Origin of the sequence: Nocardia sp. NPDC051052 (genome assembly GCF_044456045.1) — a bacterium.
GTDB lineage: Bacteria > Actinomycetota > Actinomycetes > Mycobacteriales > Mycobacteriaceae > Nocardia.
The window spans coordinates 174,206-191,795 of record NZ_JBITFL010000013.1; the positions used below are offsets into that span (position 1 = coordinate 174,206).

The 17,590-nt window shown below is 66.8% G+C and carries 18 protein-coding genes; 8 read left to right on the forward strand and 10 right to left on the reverse strand.

Going from position 1 to position 17,590, the window contains the following annotated elements:
- Positions 1 to 292 precede the first annotated feature (292 nt).
- Positions 293 to 1,987, reverse strand: coding sequence for a murein biosynthesis integral membrane protein MurJ (murJ, locus tag ACIBCN_RS35670; RefSeq protein ID WP_396996220.1), 1,695 nt, complete (start codon positions 1,985 to 1,987; stop codon positions 293 to 295).
- Between the two features lie 283 nt (positions 1,988 to 2,270).
- Here murJ and ACIBCN_RS35675 point away from each other — a divergent pair, with 283 nt between their 5' ends.
- Positions 2,271 to 2,474 carry a cold-shock protein gene (locus ACIBCN_RS35675; protein WP_107655522.1) on the forward strand — a complete coding sequence of 68 codons (204 nt, stop codon included), beginning with the start codon at positions 2,271 to 2,273 and terminating at the stop codon, positions 2,472 to 2,474.
- Between the two features lie 68 nt (positions 2,475 to 2,542).
- On the opposite strand, the gene ACIBCN_RS35680 is transcribed toward ACIBCN_RS35675, so the two are convergent.
- On the reverse strand, positions 2,543 to 3,361 hold the full coding sequence (locus ACIBCN_RS35680) for an SDR family oxidoreductase (protein ID WP_396996222.1): 819 nt from the start codon (positions 3,359 to 3,361) through the stop codon (positions 2,543 to 2,545).
- Between the two features lie 174 nt (positions 3,362 to 3,535).
- Between ACIBCN_RS35680 and ACIBCN_RS35685 the strand changes: the two genes are divergently transcribed.
- Both ACIBCN_RS35685 and ACIBCN_RS35690 read left to right on the forward strand, forming a co-directional pair.
- On the forward strand, positions 3,536 to 3,730 hold the full coding sequence (locus tag ACIBCN_RS35685; RefSeq protein WP_396996224.1) for a hypothetical protein: 195 nt from the start codon (positions 3,536 to 3,538) through the stop codon (positions 3,728 to 3,730).
- Between the two features lie 117 nt (positions 3,731 to 3,847).
- Positions 3,848 to 5,251, forward strand: coding sequence for an amidase (locus ACIBCN_RS35690; protein ID WP_396996226.1), 1,404 nt, complete (start codon positions 3,848 to 3,850; stop codon positions 5,249 to 5,251).
- On the opposite strand, the gene ACIBCN_RS35695 is transcribed toward ACIBCN_RS35690, so the two are convergent.
- From ACIBCN_RS35695 to ACIBCN_RS35720, 6 genes are all read right to left on the reverse strand, one after another.
- The gene (locus tag ACIBCN_RS35695) at positions 5,241 to 7,292 is read right to left on the reverse strand and encodes a phosphocholine-specific phospholipase C (protein ID WP_396996228.1); all 2,052 of its coding nucleotides are present in this window, start codon (positions 7,290 to 7,292) and stop codon (positions 5,241 to 5,243) included. The genes ACIBCN_RS35690 and ACIBCN_RS35695 overlap by 11 nt on opposite strands.
- A gap of 159 nt (positions 7,293 to 7,451) precedes the next feature.
- Positions 7,452 to 8,282 carry an LLM class F420-dependent oxidoreductase gene (locus ACIBCN_RS35700; protein WP_396996230.1) on the reverse strand — a complete coding sequence of 277 codons (831 nt, stop codon included), beginning with the start codon at positions 8,280 to 8,282 and terminating at the stop codon, positions 7,452 to 7,454.
- Between the two features lie 95 nt (positions 8,283 to 8,377).
- Positions 8,378 to 10,234 (reverse strand): glycosyltransferase, encoded by a 1,857-nt coding sequence (locus tag ACIBCN_RS35705; RefSeq protein ID WP_396996232.1) that lies wholly within the window; start codon positions 10,232 to 10,234, stop codon positions 8,378 to 8,380.
- Positions 10,234 to 10,986, reverse strand: a complete 753-nt coding sequence (locus ACIBCN_RS35710) for a hypothetical protein (protein ID WP_396996234.1) — start codon at positions 10,984 to 10,986, stop codon at positions 10,234 to 10,236. The genes ACIBCN_RS35705 and ACIBCN_RS35710 overlap by 1 nt, the downstream gene beginning before the upstream one ends.
- Positions 10,983 to 11,822, reverse strand: coding sequence for a DUF692 family multinuclear iron-containing protein (locus ACIBCN_RS35715; protein ID WP_396996236.1), 840 nt, complete (start codon positions 11,820 to 11,822; stop codon positions 10,983 to 10,985). Before ACIBCN_RS35715 ends, ACIBCN_RS35710 begins: the two co-directional genes overlap by 4 nt.
- Positions 11,815 to 11,955: a hypothetical protein gene (locus tag ACIBCN_RS35720; RefSeq protein WP_396996238.1), complete on the reverse strand. Its 141-nt coding sequence runs from the start codon at positions 11,953 to 11,955 to the stop codon at positions 11,815 to 11,817. The genes ACIBCN_RS35715 and ACIBCN_RS35720 overlap by 8 nt, the downstream gene beginning before the upstream one ends.
- A gap of 241 nt (positions 11,956 to 12,196) precedes the next feature.
- Here ACIBCN_RS35720 and ACIBCN_RS35725 point away from each other — a divergent pair, with 241 nt between their 5' ends.
- Together ACIBCN_RS35725 and ACIBCN_RS35730 are read left to right on the forward strand one after the other, a co-directional pair.
- Positions 12,197 to 12,904, forward strand: coding sequence for a LuxR C-terminal-related transcriptional regulator (locus tag ACIBCN_RS35725; protein WP_396996240.1), 708 nt, complete (start codon positions 12,197 to 12,199; stop codon positions 12,902 to 12,904).
- Positions 12,905 to 13,051: 147 nt separating this feature from the next.
- Complete coding sequence (locus ACIBCN_RS35730) at positions 13,052 to 13,384, forward strand: hypothetical protein (RefSeq protein WP_396996242.1); 333 nt, start codon at positions 13,052 to 13,054, stop codon at positions 13,382 to 13,384.
- Between the two features lie 69 nt (positions 13,385 to 13,453).
- Here the strand turns inward: ACIBCN_RS35730 and ACIBCN_RS35735 are convergent, their stop codons facing one another.
- A complete protein-coding gene (locus ACIBCN_RS35735) occupies positions 13,454 to 13,789 on the reverse strand; it encodes an Lsr2 family protein (RefSeq protein ID WP_396996244.1) in 336 nt (111 codons plus the stop codon).
- Positions 13,790 to 13,923: 134 nt separating this feature from the next.
- On the opposite strand from ACIBCN_RS35735, the gene ACIBCN_RS35740 reads away from it, so the two are divergent.
- A complete protein-coding gene (locus ACIBCN_RS35740; RefSeq protein WP_396996358.1) occupies positions 13,924 to 14,985 on the forward strand; it encodes a threonine aldolase family protein in 1,062 nt (353 codons plus the stop codon).
- 4 nt (positions 14,986 to 14,989) lie between these two features.
- Here the strand turns inward: ACIBCN_RS35740 and ACIBCN_RS35745 are convergent, their stop codons facing one another.
- The gene (locus ACIBCN_RS35745; RefSeq protein WP_396996246.1) at positions 14,990 to 15,454 is read right to left on the reverse strand and encodes a DoxX family protein; all 465 of its coding nucleotides are present in this window, start codon (positions 15,452 to 15,454) and stop codon (positions 14,990 to 14,992) included.
- A 209-nt stretch (positions 15,455 to 15,663) separates the two neighbouring features.
- Between ACIBCN_RS35745 and ACIBCN_RS35750 the strand changes: the two genes are divergently transcribed.
- Positions 15,664 to 16,275 carry a GNAT family N-acetyltransferase gene (locus ACIBCN_RS35750; protein ID WP_396996248.1) on the forward strand — a complete coding sequence of 204 codons (612 nt, stop codon included), beginning with the start codon at positions 15,664 to 15,666 and terminating at the stop codon, positions 16,273 to 16,275.
- Between the two features lie 63 nt (positions 16,276 to 16,338).
- Entirely contained in the window at positions 16,339 to 17,583 is a 1,245-nt protein-coding gene (locus ACIBCN_RS35755) for an FAD-dependent monooxygenase (RefSeq protein WP_396996250.1), read from the forward strand.
- Positions 17,584 to 17,590 lie beyond the last annotated feature (7 nt).

Here is a 17,590-nt window from a genome sequence, read left to right on the forward strand (position 1 = left end):
TTTGATGCAAGGCGCGGCCACCGCGCCACAGGCATGTCAAGGTTAAGAAATTCCGGACCGTAGCTCCTATGTGGCGAGCCCCCTTCTTTCGGGTGGTGCTAGCTCTACCGCAGCTGTGGTCATCGAGCCTCCCGACCCGATCGGCCATAGCGATTTGCCAGGACAACGGGGGTGGAGAGTGCGACACCCTTGCCTCCGCCCTGGTCGGCGGCGGTCCGGGCTTGAGCCGATCTGGTCGGTGATGGCGGAGATGTGCCGGGAAGGAGATGTGCCGGGAACTGCCGAACTTCGGTCAAGCGGCTAGCAATGCGCGGGCGTTGCGCACCTCCGGTATGCCGATTGCCTTGGCTGCCAAGAGGAATGCTGTGACGCCGATCAAGGTACCGGCGGCGAGGGTGACGAGATGCTCGAGGCGTGGATCGGGCACCGTGTGGCGCGTGACGGCCATGATCGCCAGGCAGGCCCAGCCCGCGGTCGCGGTGGCCCAGATGACGCGCGTGAATGTCACCGCGACGCTGGAGAATCCGAGCAGGCCGTGGCGGCGGCGCAGCAGCACGTGTCCCATGATCGCGCCGACCACGTAGGACAGCGAGCCGGACACGCTGAGCATCACCACGACGACACGGTCGGGAAAGACGTTGACGGAAAGGACGACCACGGCGACCTTCGTGGCCACCATGGCCACGTTGATGAGGGCCGGCGTGCGAGTGTTGTTGTTCGCGTAGAAGACTCGCATCTGCAGCATCACCAGCGCGAACGGTGCCAAGCCGAACGCGGACGACGCGATGGCCGTGCCGATCAATCCGGCCGCGTGCGCGTCGACGCGACCGGTGAACACCACGGCGGCCAGCACCGGGCCGAGCAGACCCATGGCCATGGTCATCGGGACGAGCGCGACGGTGAGATACCGTGCGCCGCGCCCGAGATCGGCGATCACGGCGGCCTGATCGTCCGCGGCGGCGGATCGGGAGATCCGCGGCATCAGCACCGTCAGCAGCGAGGCGGCGAGGATGCCGTACGGAACTTGGAACAACAGGTCGGCCAAGGTGTAGACGGATACCCCGTTGTGGGAGAACGCGACCCGCATCGTCACGACGACACCGACCTGACTGATCGCGGCGTAGGTGAGAATCCACCCGAGCACGGGCATGCCCGCGCGCACCGGCCGCCAGGTGTACGGGACGGGCCGAACCCGCCAGTTCCACTGGAACCCATTGCGACGCAACGCGAAAACAACCCACACCGCCTGCCCGGCGATCCCCAGGGTGGTGCCGATGCCGATCGTGAGCACCTGTGCCGATGTCATCGAGGTCGGCGTCAGCGTGACCGGTCCGGGGAGCAGCACAAAGATCCCGCACGTCAGCAACACGATCACGTTGTTGACCGCCGGTGCCCAGGCGGCCGCGGCGAAGCTGTCGCGAACATTGAGCACGGCCGTCAGCAAGACGGTCACACCATAGAAGAAGACCTCTGGCAGCAGTAGATATGCGAACCAGGTGGTGAGCTGCCGCTGATCGGAATCGCCTACCAGGAAACGCACGATCAGCGGTGCGCAGAGCACGGCGACTACGGTGACCGCGCCGAGGACGAGCACTGACGCCACCATCACCCGCTGAGTGAATTCCCGAGAGTGCTTGCGCCCGCGCCGCCTTGCCCTCGTCAGCAGCGGCACCACGGCACTGGCGAACACGCTGCCGAGCAGCAACTCGTAGACCATGTTCGGCAGACTGTTCGCCCCGGTATAGGCATCACCGACCGCCGCGGTGCCGAGCAAGGCCGCCAGCAGGATCGTGCGGGTGAACCCGGTCAGCCGGCTCACCACACCGGCCAGCGCGACGTGGCCGCCGACCCGTGCGAGGGCACTGCCGGAGGAGCGCCGTTCGCGCGGCTGTACCCCCTCGAGCCGGGGTGTTTCCGGGAGGTCCCGTGGCTGCCAGTTCGTCCCGAGTGGCAGGGGCTGCGTGGGTAAATTGCCGTAGTCGGTCATCGTCCTCGCTCGCTTCAGCGGGCGGCAGCTCGGACGCTCGCCCCCCTCGGACAGTCTCGATTCATGATGCCAGCGTGCTGTAAAACGTTGGTGTGCGCCATGATCGGGCGCGAGCCGAGGCGGGTGCCGACAGCGCGGGGGGACACGGCGGGAGTGTTGGTTAGCTCACATATTGGGATATTTCGTAGGGATTGCCACCGATCCGTGACATGGTAGTCCAGTGAGATCAAGCTTATCGACGTGATTCGTTTGGCTCATCTACAGAAAAGAAGAAGTAAAAGTAATGGCTCAAGGCAGTGTGAAGTGGTTCAACAGCGAAAAGGGCTTCGGCTTTATCGCACAAGATGGTGGCGGCGCTGACGTGTTCGTTCACTACTCCGCCGTGTCCGGCTCGGGATTCAAGTCCCTTGAAGAAGGACAGCGCGTGGAGTTCGAGGTCGGACAGGGACAGAAGGGGCCGCAGGCTCAGGACGTCCGCGCTATCTGATCGACATAGCGTAAAAGAGCCCCGCACCCTTTGGGTGCGGGGCTTTTGCGTTGCCGGATGCGGAACCGTCAATTCCCCTGTGCGGCAGCGGAGATCGGCTGCCACTTGCGCCACAGCTCCAGCCGGGACTCGTAGTCCCTGGTGGCGATCGTCAGCGGTATCTCGCCGAGGAAGATGCGCAACGGCGGCTCGTCCGCGTCGACCACGGCCAGAATCGCGTCGCCGGTAGCGGCCGGATCACCGCTGCGCATCTCCTTGCGCTGCTCGTTCCGTGCTTCTCTGGCGGGGTCGTACGCAGGGTTCGGGGTGGCGTGCTTCGACGACGGGCCCGCCCAGTCGGTGCCGTAGCCGCCGGGCTCGACCAGCGTCACGTGCACACCGAACGTCGCGACTTCCTGCGCGAGCGACTGCGTGAACCCCTCCAGCGCCCACTTCGACGCGTGATAGGCGCCCAGATTCGGGAACGCGGAGATGCCGCCGATGCTGGAGACCTGGATGATGTGGCCGCTGCCTTGCTCGCGCAGGATGGGCAGCGCGGCCTGGGTAACCCACAATGCGCCGAATACGTTGGTCTCGAATTGCGCGCGCAGTTCGTCCTCGGTGAGTTCCTCGATCATGCCGAACTGCCCGTAGCCCGCGTTGTTGATGACCACGTCGAGCCGCCCGAACCGTTCGACCGCCTGCTGTACCGCGGCGAAGTCGCCCGCCCGATCGGTGACGTCCAGCCGGATCGGCTGAAAAGTGCTGGGGTACTTGGCGACCAGGTCGTCGAGCGTGCTCAGGTCGCGCGCCGTGCCTGCGACACTGTCGCCGCGCTCCAGTGCGGCGAGTGCCCATTCGCGCCCGAATCCTCGGGAAACGCCGGTGATGAACCAAATTTTGCTCATGCGATCACGGTAGTCACTTGGAGTGCGCTCCAAGCAAGCGCTGTGGCGTGCGACTTTCCCGCTGTGTGAGCCAGTCCACACCATTCTCGTCCGCGCCGCGCGACGCGCCGGTATCGTCCGTGACCTGAGGCTATGCCCCTGCTCAGACCCGCTTTCCCCGCCGAGGAGGTCGCAATGCGGCGACGCGTCTCACTCCATCCGCTGTGGCGCCACGTGCTGCGCGGCCTGATCCTGTGCGGCGGGTGCGTCGGCGGATCTGCCCGCTGCTACGTCGAATGGGAGCGCGAAAACCCGGTCGACCGGCCGCCCGCGGACTGCTGGGATTGGTCCGTGCCACACCAGTGGTACGACTCGGCGCATCGTCACTGACGAACGCCGACCTGCGGCAGGCCCGCCGGAGTGGAAGAATCTCGTTGTCCCGGTGGCTGTCTCGCTGGGTGTCTCGGCGTCCACACGCGGGGACGGTAGCGCGCGAGAGGAGTCCGCATGACCGACCCCGCCGACCTACCTGCCACCGCCCTGCTGGCGGGCTACCGTGATCGGACCCTCTCGCCGGTCGAGGTCATCGACGCGGTGCTGACCCGGATCGAGCAGTGGGAACCGCACGTCAACGCCCTCTACACCCGCTATGCCGACCAAGCACGCGTCGAGGCGGCGGCAAGCGCCGATCGCTGGCGGCGTGGGGAACCGGCGGGCGCGCTCGACGGCATCCCGCTCACCGTGAAAGAGAACATCGCCACCGCGGGCTGCCCGACACCGCTCGGCACCGCCGCCACAGAGCTCACCCCGGCGGTGGCGAACAGTCCCACCGCCGACCGGATCCGCGAGGCGGCGGGCATCCTGGTCGGCAAGACCACGATGCCCGACTACGGGATGTCGTCCAGCGGCCTGTCGAGTTTCCATGGCATTACCCGCAATCCATGGAATCTCGCGCGTAATCCGGGCGGTTCGAGCTCCGGCGCGGGCGCGGCGGCCGCGGCAGGATATGGGCCGATCCACTACGGCTCCGATATCGGCGGGTCGATCCGGCTGCCCGCGGCCTGGTGCGGCGTGGTCGGTTTCAAGCCGACTTTCGGGCGCATTCCGGTCGTCCCGCCGTACCTCGGCCGCACCATCGGACCGCTCACCAGGACGGTGGCCGACGCCGCGCTCGCGACATCGGTTGCGGCGGTACCGGATCGGCGCGATCACACCGCCGCCCCCGAACTGCCCACCGAGTGGACCGCCGCGGCAAGGCCGCTCGTGCTCGCGGGCGTCCGGATCGGTCTGCTGACCGAGGCGGGTACCGGGTGGCCGGTGGAGCCCGTGGTCGGCGCCGCGGTGAGTGGCGTCGCCGAACTGCTGGAATCCCTTGGCGCGCAGGTCGAAAAGGTCGAGCCGATCATGACCGACGAGATGCTCTCCGGGTTGAACGATTTCTGGCGAGTCCGGTTCTGGTCGGAGGTTCGAGCATTGCCGGCAGCACGCGCCGAGAAGATCTTGCCGTACATCCACGACTGGATCGCCGGGGCCGAAACACTAACCGGTGCAGCAGTGTTCGATGGCTACTCGCAGTTCGACGCGATGTCCGTCGCCGCCGACCGCAGGCTCGACACGGTCGACTTCCTCGTCTCACCGACCTCCCCGATCACCGCGTGGCCGGTGGAACAGACCGCGCCGGACGGTGACCCGACCCTGCCGTTCCGGCACATCGGGTTCACCGTCCCGTTCAACGCGGGCGGACATCCAGCCATCTCGATGAACTGCGGCCAGGCCGCCGACGGCACCGCGATCGGCGTCCAATTCATCGGCCGGCGCTTCGACGACGTCCGGCTGCTCCAGCTGGCCGCCGCCTTCGAGCAGGCCCGACCAGCGCAGGCGCCCTGGCCTGATCCGCCGGTCAGCCGGTGACGCTCGGCTGGCCGTTCTCGATGTGGCCGCGGAAGTGGCGCTGGTAGGCCGGGTCGATGTCGACGGTCAGTGACAGGTCGTACCAGCCTTTGCCGTAGCTGAGGGCATTCCAGGTGTCGGTGGTGGTCTTGCCGGGCGCGATCTTGTAGGTCCATGGTCCGTCGGTGCGGTAGCTGTTGGCTTTTACCGTGACGACGGCGGGTGCTGTGCCCTTGTTCGTCATCGACAACTGCAGTTTGTTGTCGGTGGAGTAGGCGGCGGTCACCTCGAGCGGTGAGGTCGAGGTTCCGGTCATCCGCCAGAGGAAACGATTGGCGCCGTGAATGGCGATGCCGTATTTCTTGTCGGGATAGCTCTGCACGCTCCAGGTATCGGTGACCGTCGCCCCCGACTTCACGTCGTAGCGCCACGGTCCGTCGGTCCGGCCATCGTTACGATATGCGGCCAATTGCAGGTCGGCGGCGCCGGTGTTGCGGAATGTGGTGGTCAGGGCCCCACCTGCGGCCAGGGTCGCGTTCGCCACGGGGGCATACGGCACCGGGCGGGCGGGCCTGGTGCCGGATTCCTGTTCCGGTGGCCGCTGGCTACCCGCGGCGGGCGGAGCGGGTTTCGGCAGCGTGCGCTGGGTCGCATCGGCTTCTGCCCGAAGGGCATTGGCGTCCGGCAGCACCGGCACCGAGGTGGTCGACTTGCCGAAATCGAAGCAGCCGGTCAGGTCGCCGCAGATGGAGCGGCGCCAGGCGGAGATGTTGGGTTCGGCGACGCCGGTCCACTTCTCCAGGAAGCGGATCACCGAAGTGTGGTCGTGCACCTGCGAGTTCACCCAGCCGCCGCGACTCCACGGCGAGATCACCAGCATCGGCACGCGGGGGCCGAGACCGATGGGCTGCCCGTTCACGTATTCGCCCGGCGTACCAGGTGGCGCCATCGGCGGCGGCACGTGGTCGAAGAAGCCGTCGTTCTCGTCGAAGTTGATCAGCAGGGCGGTCGAGTTCCACAGGTTCTGATTGCCCCACAACGCCTTCAGCACGGCCTGGGTGTAGGCGGCACCGTCGACCGGGCGGGCGGCCGGGTGTTCGGAGTACCCGTAGGGAGCCACCACCCAGGACACCCGGGGGAGTCGGTTACCGGAACAGTCGGCGATGAAGTCGGCGAGTACGTGGTCGACATTCTTGCCCTGGCCGGAGTCGGGCTTCCAGTGGTCGGCACCGAATACCTTTGCCCGCGAGGCGAGTTCGGTGTTCTTCGGGTCGTGGTAGGCGTCGAACAGCCACAGCGGATTGTCGCCGTAGTCGCCGACGAACGGGTGAGCGCCGTCGTCACCCACCTCGTCGTTGGCGTAGACCTTCCAGCTGATCCCCTTGTCCTGCAATCGTTCCGGATAGGTGGTCCAGCGGTAGACGGGCTTGTAGTCGGCCGGATTGCTGATCGCCGGGCCGCCGTATTGTCCAGCGGCATCGATGGTTCCGGTCCAGTGGTAGAGCCGGTTGGGTGTGGTCGGCCCGAGCACCGAACAGTAGTAGTGGTCGCAGACGGTGAACGCGTCGGCGAGCGCGTGATGGAACGGGATGTCGGCCTCGGTGAAATAGCCCATGGCCATCTCGCCTTTCGCCGCGGTCCAGCCGTCGCTCCACCCGCCGCGCACCGCGCGATGCTGATCGTCCCAGCCGTGCGGCAGATCGCCGAGATCCTGGCCGTCGACCACCTTGGTGTCGACGTGGAACGGCAACAGGTAGCCGCCGTCGGACCGTCCCGGATCCGGCTGGTAGTAGACATCGCGGCCGTCCGCCTTGATTACCGCGCTCGCGTCGGCGAGCCCGCGTACCCCGCGCATCGTGCCGAAGTAGTGGTCGAAGGAACGGTTCTCCTGCATCAGGATCACCACATGTTCGACATCACTCAACGTCCCTTTGCGGCTGGGCGCCGCGAGGGACTCGGCCATCCCGGCGGGCAACATTTGCAGCCCACCACCCAGCGCCGCCGCGCCGAGCGCCCCACCGATGAATCGCCGCCTTGGAAAACCCGAACCTATGTGGGGCACAGCATTCCTCTCGATACGACATGTAGCTGACGTGCAGAGTAGAGAATGTTCGCTTGCTATAACCACTGCGATGGTGTGGGTCGGAGGCAACTGGGCTGTGAACATGCCGTAACTGGGAACGGAACTGGCGGGAGCCAAGCGGTACAGGCAAAATCCCGGTTAATCGGGGACAAACAGGTAGCTATCGGCGATTTTCGCGAACTCGTCGAGTGTGGCGAGGGTCTCCGATTCGGGGAGTGTCGGCAGCGAGAGGGTGAGGCGCTGCACCCCCGCCGCGGCGTAGGCGTCGAGGATGGCCGGGTCGGGCCCGGCGCCGACCACCGAAACCGGCAGGTCGTGCCCGTCGAGCAGGGCCAGCTGGGCCGGTATCGCGGCGGGGTCGGCCACGGCGAGGGGAATCCAGCCGACACCGTGCCGGATCGCGCGCTGCGCCGCGGCCGCGCCGCCACCGACGAAGATCGGCGGATGCGGCCGCTGAACGGGCTTGGGCCACGCGTAGACGGGGTCGAAATCGACGAAGCGGCCATGATATTCGGCAAGATCCTTGGTCCAGATCTCGCGGATGGCCGCGATCTGCTCGTCGAGCAGCGCGCCGCGGGTGCGCGGGTCGGTGCCGTGATTGGCCATCTCTTCGCGATTCCAGCCCGCACCGACACCGAACAGCAAGCGGCCGTTCGAGATTCGGTCCAGCGTCGCGGCCTGCTTGGCGGTGTGGAAGACGTCACGCTGGATCAGCAGGGTGACACCGGTGCCGACGATCAACGTCCGGGTGACGGCCGCGACGGCGGCGAGGGTGACGTACGGATCCTCCGCGCGGTAGTAGATGCGCGGCAGGTCACCGCCGCCGGGGTAGGGGGTATCCCGGCTCGCGGGGATGTGCGAATGCTCGGCCAGCAGCAGCGACTCGAACCCCCGCTCCTCCAGTGCCATGCCGAGCTTCGGGCCGCTGATGCCTTCGTCGGTGACGAAGGTGTTGATACCGATCTGCATGTGCTGAACCAACCGACGATCTGCCGCCGGATATTCCGCACTGATGTGCATTGCGGGACAGACGGAATCCTTGACGGCGGCTCGGGAGGTACGCCTCAGCGCAACTGTATGACTTGATCGACGGCGAATTGGCGCAGTCGTTCACGGACGGCGGTCGGCGTCGCACCATGTGCGTGCTCAGCGAGATGGGCGAGCTCGTCGACAGTGCTGCTGCCGTCGCACAGTTCCAGCAGGTCACGGGTCGCAGCGGTCAGTCGGAAAACGCGGCCTTTGAGGCTCGGGCGTTTGTGGAACGCGTAGGGGCGCCGCGTGCCGGGGACGATCTCGCCGCGGGTCGTCAGGGCGTCTACGTCGAGATCGAACTCATCGATCCGGAGTAGTGCGCTACGTACCGGCCGTAGGCGACCGAAGTCGGGATCACGTCGTGCGTTCGACGACCGAGCGAAGGCGGGCTTGACCGCGGCGTGGTCGGTGTCGGCCGCGAGCCACAGGCGGTGCCGCTCGAAGCGGACGACGTCGCGGAGGGTGTCGAGGGGATGACCCAGGTCCGCGTTGTTCTCGTCGATCGCCGCGGCCAGCTGCGCCGCGAAATCCTGCACGCGCACGGGCGCGGCGCGCTCCAGCAGCTGCTCGACCCGGCCATCGAGCAGCCGCATGGTCGACGGCATGTGCTTGCGCAGCAACGGAAGTACCGCATCGTCGGCTGTCTGGACGGGTTTGCCAGGTAGAACGGCTTCGAACATCGCCTCGTATGTGCCGCCGAGCTCATCGTTGCCCGCCACCGGAAGCCGCTTGGCGCTCTGCCGCCCGAATTCGATCGCGGCTACCGGGTCCTCGATCACTTCAGCGAGAACCGCTGCCAGGCCGTCGATATCGCGCGGATCCTCGACTACTCGCGCGTTGTCGCGCAGCTCCGGCCAGTAGGGTTGTGTGCGAACAACTTCCGCGGACAGGATCGCGCAGGTGCCGCTGCTGAGCAGCTCCATCGGGAGTCCTGGCCGGTGTACCTCCACCGGGAAATCCCGCTCCAGACCGCATACCGCCGTGCAGGCCCGCAATATCTCGGGAACTCGCCAATGCGGCAGGAAGGGGAGGGTCCACGTCACCTCGGCGAGGCCGAGTTCGTCTACCGCGCTGAGGAACCGCTGGCGTTCGGTGCCCCCTGACATGACCACAAAATTGAACCTCGAGCCGCGCTTACGTAACCGTGCGAGCGCTTTGACCAGGTCGTAGGACCCTTTGGTGACACCGAGTTTGCCGTAGACGCCGATCGTGGCGGCCTCGGGATCGAGCGGCGCGGTGTTGCGTACCCACGGTGACGCACTCAGCTGCGCGACGAGTGCCGACAGGTCGGCTACCGGGCCATCCGGCGTGAATTCCGGCGGCAGCGAAGCCCGCGGGATAGGTGCGATTCTGTCGAGCGGAATCCCCAGTCCGGTCAGATTCCGGTCGCCGACAACAAGATCCGCCCGCCGCAGCACCTCCCGGTAGGCCTGGCCCAGCTCCGGGTGATCGAGCAGCCGCGTCCGATCGCTGCCCGCGTGCTGGACGACATGCGGAACGCCGGTCCATGACGCGGCCAGATGCGCGCTCAACCCGTAGGGCTCCAGATACGCCGAGAACACGAGATCCGCCCCGTGCAACCGGATTTCCTCCGTGGCCAGCGCGGCGAGCTTGGTCGCGAACGGATTCGCGGTCGGGATGTACGCGCGGGCGCGCTCCCACCGCCCGGTCGAGATCACCCGCACCGCACCGCCATTGGCGAAAGTCGACTCCAGTCGCTGAAGGTCGGTGTCGTCGAGCGAGATTCGATAGTCGTCCTCGACCTCGTCGGCATTGGTCACTACGTCCACCTGGTGGCCGCGTTCGGCAAGTGCGCGCGCCAGCCAGTAGCAGTGCGCACTCACGCCGCCTTGGATCGGCGGGTATTTCATTACGGCGCAGATGCGCATCAGCCCGCCCTGTTCCCGTCGAGTAGCCGTTCCTGCCCGGCGAACCGCAGCACCGTCTCGGCCTCGGGCGGAAACGGCGGGCCGGATCGCAGGACGCGATAGGCCTGCTCGCCGAGGCGGTAGCAGGCCAAGGCGTTGCGTCCGGCGACCTTGGCCAAGGCGATGCGAACGGGTTTTCCCGAGATGCCTTGGGGGAGAACGTCGGTGCGCAGCCACTCGTTGTGCTGGGTGACCACATCGCTGTCGAATTCGGCGAGCCGCACGTGCGCGCCGAGATCCGATCCGTCCGGCACGGTCGCCGCGTGTTCGGCGGCGAGGGTGGCCGCCGGGTCGTACAGCAACTCCAAGCGCAGCACCTCGTACCTGGCGAGGTCGGCCATGTGCTGCCGCCCGCTGGTCATCAGATAGTCGAGAAACCTTGTCCCCTCGGCCAATACGCGCCTGTGGTTTTGCTGGCCGTCGACATGCACCGGCGGATGACGACGGACGAAGTCGCCGAGCAGCTCGTGCTGATGCGGCGCCGCCGACAGGGTCGCGGGCAGGCATCGCGCCAGCATGTCCAACCGCTTGTTGGTCACCGAACGGACATTGATGTCGAGCTGCCGGCGATCGGCGGCGACCAGCAGCTCGAGCTCGGCCGGGGTGAGCCCGAACCGAGCGGCGAGCTCGCCCGGCCGCTCGTCCAGCATGACCCGCGCCGCCCCGGCGGTGAGTAGTTCCGCCAGCGCGCGCTGAAAACCGCTGCCGCTCATGGGCGCACTACCGCACCGAGGGACTCTCTGGCGCGGCGCAGGTCGGCGGTGAGTTCGTCGAAGTCGTCCGGGAACTCCTGATCGCGTTCGAGGATGACGCATCGCAACGCCGGTGTCCGGTTGGCAACATAGCCGAGCAATTCCCACACCTCGGCGGGCACGGGTGCCGAATGTGAGTCCAGCAGTGTGCCTTCCGACCAGACCCCGCCCGCCAGGTGCAGCTGTACCACCCGTTCGAGCGGAATCGAATTCAGGAACTCGATCGGGTCGTACCCGTGGTTCGTCGCGTTGATGAAGACGTTGGCGAGGTCGAGCAGCAGTCCGCAGCCCGCCTGTTCGACCACCCGCGTGATGAACTCGGCCTCGGACAGCTCGGCCGGGAAGTCCAGGTGGTAGGTGATGTTTTCCAGCAGGAACGGTGTTCCGACCCGCTCCTGCACCTGGCGCGCCTTGCCCGCGATGTCGTCGGCGAGTGCGCGCGTGCGCATCAGCGGCGTCAGCTGGCCGATCGAGACGCCGCCCGCCCGGGTGAACGACAGGTGGTCGCTGCACCACGGCGCGGCTACCCGGGCGACCAGGTGCGCGAGGTCGTCGAGGTAGCCGGTGTCGAGCGGCCCGTCGGTGCCGATCGACATCTCGATTCCGTGCGGTACCAACGCGAATCGGTCGCGGAGCTGTTCGAGTGGGCCGCCCACCGGCGTATCGAGGAAGTTCTCGCTGATGATCTCGAGGCAGTCGATCGACTCCTGGTTCGCCATGATCGCGGCGTCCAGTTCCCTGCGATATCCGAGACCTACGCCGAGTGCCGGCAGGCGGCCGAGGTCGAACTCACGCATAGCACATGCAGCAGCCACCGCAGCTGCAGCAGGGGAGCACACCCATGATGCGGTTCTCGGTGGCACCCTCGTCCGCCACGAGCTCTACGCGCTCGAAGAGATAGGGATCCATGAGTTCTGCTGCTACCGGCATTGTTCTCACCTTTCGTCAGGTTTCCAGCAGCCAGCATGTGCGGGGGCTATGGCCATCGGACAGGGCGTACGATCCCGGGCCGACCGGGAACTTTTCCCGGACGGCTGGGCAGCCGAGCGGCTCGGCGCAGGTTCGGTCAGCGGTCCGGAATCTTCCGGTGCGGAGCTGGTCAGCGCATTCTCATCGGGGAAGCCGTCGCGAAACCGGCGGGAGCGAAACCAGGACGGTGCGAGGGGGTTCGATGACCGCGGTCAACCAGCGACGCTTCGGGCCGGACCTTTCGGTCATCGACGGTATCGGTGCGTCGCTGACCGGAACGTGTCCGTTGACCGTGGTGCTCGCCGACGACCACGCGGTGGTCCGGGCCGGGCTGCGGGCGCTGCTCGGCTCCGTCGACTGGATCACCGTCGTCGCCGAGACGAGCACCGACGGCGCGTTGCGCGAGGCGGTGCTGAACCGGCCGGATGTGCTGATCCTCGGCCAATGGCGACAACCCGAAAGCGGTGCCGTCATCAGCGAATTGACCCGCTCCGCGCCGGGCGTCGCGGTGCTGGTGTTCAGCGTCGCCGAGGACGACGAGTCGGTGTTCGCCGCGATCCGGGCCGGGGCGGGCGGCTACCTGCGCAATGCCGCGGACCGCGACGACATCCTGCGCGCGATCTGCGCGGTCTCCGCCGGGTGGGTGGTGCTCAGCCCGCACATCGGCGGCAGGCTCGCCACCATGCTGGCCGGTCCCGCCCAGCACGCCCGCCCGTTTCCGGAATTGACCACCCGGGAATTCGACGTGCTCACCCTGGTTGCCGCGGGGCTGCCGAATGCCGCGATCGCGACCGAATTGCGGCTGGCGCCGAAGACCATCAGCAACTACCTCTCCCGCATCTTCAGCAAACTCGGTGTCGCCGATCGCGCCAACGCGATCGTCCGCGCCAAGGACGCGGGCCTGGGATGAGTACTCGGCTGCCGCGACCGCCTGTCGGTTGTTCGACCGACATCCGCGTCTGCGGTAGGTATTTCGGTGTAGAGTTCAACTACTTTCGTCGGGTCCCGAAGCGCGGCTCGCTGCATATTGGTGCCGTCTCTGGAGTTGTGCATGCCGATGAGTAGCGATAAGACCGATGTGCGCTCGGCGCGCAAACGTTCGGAATACGGGTCGATTACGGCCGCCCCCAGCCTGGATGGGGAGTCGGGCAAGCTCGCACCGGATCTGGTATGGCAGTGGGTGAAGTCGATGACGGCCAGTCGGACGACCGCTCAGCGACTGGGTGGGGAATTCCCCACGGTGTCGCCGAATGTAATCCAGGCCGCCGTCGCGCAGGCCCGCGCCGAACTGCACCCGCTCTTGGCCGACTCGCTCACCGAAATGACCGAATTGCTTGCGCGCGAACGAATCCGGCGAATTACCCGATCGGTGAACGGTCGACTGCGCTAGAAAACCGCGGGCTCGGCAGGGCAGATCCAGGTCTGCACGGCCGAGCCCGACTCGGCGTTCGGTGTGGGGTTACATGCTCGCCTTCTTGTAGGCGTCCACCACCTCGGCCGAAATCCGCCCGCGGCTCGATACGTCAATACCCTTCTGGCGTGCCCATTCACGGATGACACCGGTCTGCTCCCGCCCGGCCGTCGGCTGCGAGCGAGTGCTCGTGCCGCGCGGCGCGCGACCCACCTTGCGGGCGGTCGCGGTCCACTCCGCGAAAATGCCGCGGAGTTGCTTGGCGTTCAATGCCGACAGATCCATCTCGTAGGCCACGCCATCCAAGGTGAAGTGCACTGTTTCTTCGGCCTGGGACTTGCCGTCATAGTCGTCGACCAGTGTCACAACGACCTTGCGTGCCATGGAGTTTCCCCTTCGTAGATGCTCGAATGTGTAGAAGCGACAATCGTAGACCTTCGGAACAAACGCGCGGACTTCGCGGTGCGCGAGTCCGAACAATCGAACTGGATAGGACCGGATCTGTGACCGACACTCCGATGACCGACGCCGTCCGCAGGCATGACCCATCCGTGCGCGGATTCGCCAGCGACAACAACGCCGGGGTGCACCTCGAGGTGCTTGCCGCACTGGCGCTGGCCAATGGCGGCCACCAGATCGCCTACGGCGGGGATGATTACACCGCCCATCTCCAGCACGTCTTCGCACGGCACTTCGGCGAGCGCGCCACGGCCTATCCGGTCTTCAACGGCACCGGCGCGAATGTCGTCGCGTTGCAGGCGCTGCTGCCGCGCTGGGGTGCGGTGATCGCGGCCGAATCCGCGCATATCACCGCGGACGAGTGCGGTGCGCCGGAGAAGCTCGCCGGAATAAAGATCCACACCGTACCGACCCCGGACGGCAAGCTGACCCCCGAGCTGATCGACCGCCAGGCCTACGGGTGGGGCGACGAGCACCGTGCCCAGCCGCTGGCCGTGTCGATCACGCAGAGCACCGAACTCGGCACCGTGTACACCGCCGACGAGGTCCGCGCGATCTGCGAGCACGCCCACGAGCGCGGCATGCTGGTGCACGTCGACGGTTCCCGGCTGGCGAACGCGGCGGCATCGCTGGGCGTGCCGTTGCGCGAGTTCAGCACGGACGCCGGGGTGGATGTGCTGTCGTTCGGTGGCACCAAGAATGGTCTGCTGCTCGGCGAGTGCGTCGTCGTGCTCAACCCGGATGCGGTCCGTGACCTGCGCTACCTGCGCAAGATGTCGATGCAGCTGGCCTCGAAGATGCGTTTCGTCTCGGTGCAGTTCGAGGCGCTGCTCGGTGGTGATCTCTGGTTGCGTAGCGCCGCGCACGCCAACGCCATGGCCCAGCGGCTCGACGCCGTCGTGCGCGGCATCGATGGTGTGCGGGTGGTGCGTCCGGTCCAGGCCAACGCGGTCTTCGCGATCCTGCCCCGCCCGGTGACCGAGCGGTTGCAGAAGCGGTTTCGCTTCTACCTCTGGGACGAGCACACCGGCGAGGTCCGCTGGATGTGTGCATTCGACACCACCGAGGACGATATCGACGAATTCGCCGAGGCGATCGCGGACGAGATGAGCCGGGCCTGACCGGTCAGCGCCGAGTGGGCGCTGCGTCTGCCGGGGCGGAGCGCCGCTGTGCGCGGCTGGGTAACAGGGCGTCCAGTGCGAACGCGCCAGGGCCGAGAATGGCGACGAGGAAGAACGACCAGCAGAACAGGACGGCGGCCTCGCCGCCATTCTGGATCGGCAAAATGCCGGACTTCAAATGCACGAACAGGAACGCGTACGCCATCGAGCCCGAGCAGAGCAGCGCGGCGATCCTGGTGCCGATGCCGAGCGCCACGAACCCGCCCGCGACCAGCTCGATCACCGAGGCCCACCAGCTCGGCCAGCTGCCGAACGCCGCGACATGGCCACCGTACGGTGCCACCGGCCAGGCGAACAGTCCGGAAAGGCCGTGGATGGTGAAGGAGAGGCCGACGAGAACACGGAACAGACCGAGCACCACCGCACCGCGGCCACCGGGGGCGGGCCCGGCATTTCCTTCGGAAGACAACAGATGCATGACAACCTCGAATCCGGGAAGTTCGGATGATCGCCAACCGCCACCCGTATCCATCACTACGATCCGCAGCCGTGAATTGTTCAGCAACTGGCGACGAGAGCAATACGTACTCCGCGGTCTCCCCACTTGAATCGCCGCCGTACGGCACCCCAATTTTGCGGGCGACCTGCCGGTAACGGCGGCCGCTATAGTCGGAAATCGTGCTGCATCCGGACCTGCCGATCACGACCGAGCGACTCCTGCTCCGCCCCGCGACTCCGGCGGACATCGACGCCATGTTCGCCTACAAATCGCAACCGGACGTGTGCCGCTATCTGCCGTACGAACCCATGTCGCGCGAGCAGGTCGCCGAGCGCATCGCGGGGGTGTGGTCGAGAACCGAACTGACCGAGGTGGGTCAGGGGCTCAATTTGTGCGTCGAGGAGAAGGCGACCGGGCGGTTGCTCGGCGACGTCGTGCTGTTCTGGCGGGACGCCGAAAATCGCACCGGCGAAATCGGATACGTGTTCTCGCCCGATGTCGCGGGCCACGGCTACGCGACCGAGGCGGCCCGCGCGTTGCTACGGTTGGGCTTCGACGGACTGTCGCTGCACCGCATCACCGCAAACCTGGATCCACGCAACCACGCGTCGGCGCGCGTGCTCGAACGCCTAGGCATGCGCCGCGAAGCGGTCCACCTCCAAGACCTGTGGTTCAAGGGCGAGTGGGGCGACACCCTGATCTACGCGATGGTGGAACAGGAATGGCGCGGCGAGAGTGTGCGTCAGCCCGAGCCCGACCCGCGCGATCTCGGTGCCGTCGACATCAGCTGAGGTGAATTCGCTGTTCCGTGAAACACTGTCTTGACTGAGGGGCGTCGCATGGGGAGGGGCACTATGTCCGGATCGATTCGGGTACTGGTCTGCGGCGGCGGTATCGCGGGTAACGCGGTCGCGCTGCAATTGCTGCGCGCGGGCATCGACACCACCGTCGTCGAACGGGCGCCAGCGCCGCGTCCCGGCGGCCAAGCCGTCGACCTGCGCGGGCCGAGCCGCAAGGTGGCCGAACGGATGGGTCTGCTGCCGGGCATCCGGCGTCGTCAGCTCGACGAGCGCGGCATGGTGTTCATCGACGACCGCGGTCGCCAGCTGGCCAGGATGCCCGCGGAGATGTTCGGGGGAGCGGGGATCGTCGCCGAGATCGAGATCACCCGTGGCGACCTCAACCAGGTGTTGCTCGACGAAATCGCCGCGCTCTCTACGGAATCCGGTGCGCTCGACTACCGCTACGGTGACTGGGCCGTTGACTTGACCCAAGACGCCGACACGGTGCGGGTACGTTTCGCCTCCGGCGCCCAGGCGGAGTTCGATGTCGTGATCGGTGCGGACGGACTGCATTCGGCCACGCGTGCACAAGTATTCGGTCCGCACGAGCAGTTCACCGAATACCTCGGCGCCTACATCGGCTTCTTCACCATCCCCACGCCACCGCGGACCATGCTGGAAACCGGTTGGGTCGGGGTATATCCCGTGCCGGGCAGCACTGTCGCGGTGCGGCCCGACGCGGACCCGGCGACCTCGATGGCGATCATCTCCACCCGCACCCCCGCCGACGACGCGCTGCGCGGGGACACCGCGGCGCAGCAGCGGCTGATCCGCGATCGGCTGACCGGACACGGCTGGGTGGTCCCGGCGATTCTGGACACCATGGCCGAGGCGCCGGACTTCTACTTCGACGAGGTGTCTCGGGTCCGGATGCCGAGCTGGTCGCGGGGGCGAGTGGTACTGCTCGGCGACGCCGCCTACTGCGGATCGCCGATGACCGGCATGGGCACCGCGCTCGCCCTCATCGGCGCGTACCTGATCGCCGGTGAAATCGCCGAGACGCCAACCGATTCGGCGCGCGCGTTCGGTCGCTACGAGGAACTGCTGCGGCCGCTGGTGACCGAAGCGCAGAAGGGTACCGAGGTTTCGGTGCGAATGCGTCATCCCGAGACCCGCCGCGGCGTCGCCTTCGCGCTCATCGTCATGCGGGTGCTGGTGTCGCGACCGTTGGCTCCGTTGCGGGCCTTGCTCACTCGCCTCATCGGCGCGCAAGCCGAGTATCCGCTGCCGGACTATTCGAGCGCCGCCGTCCGCTGATCCACGC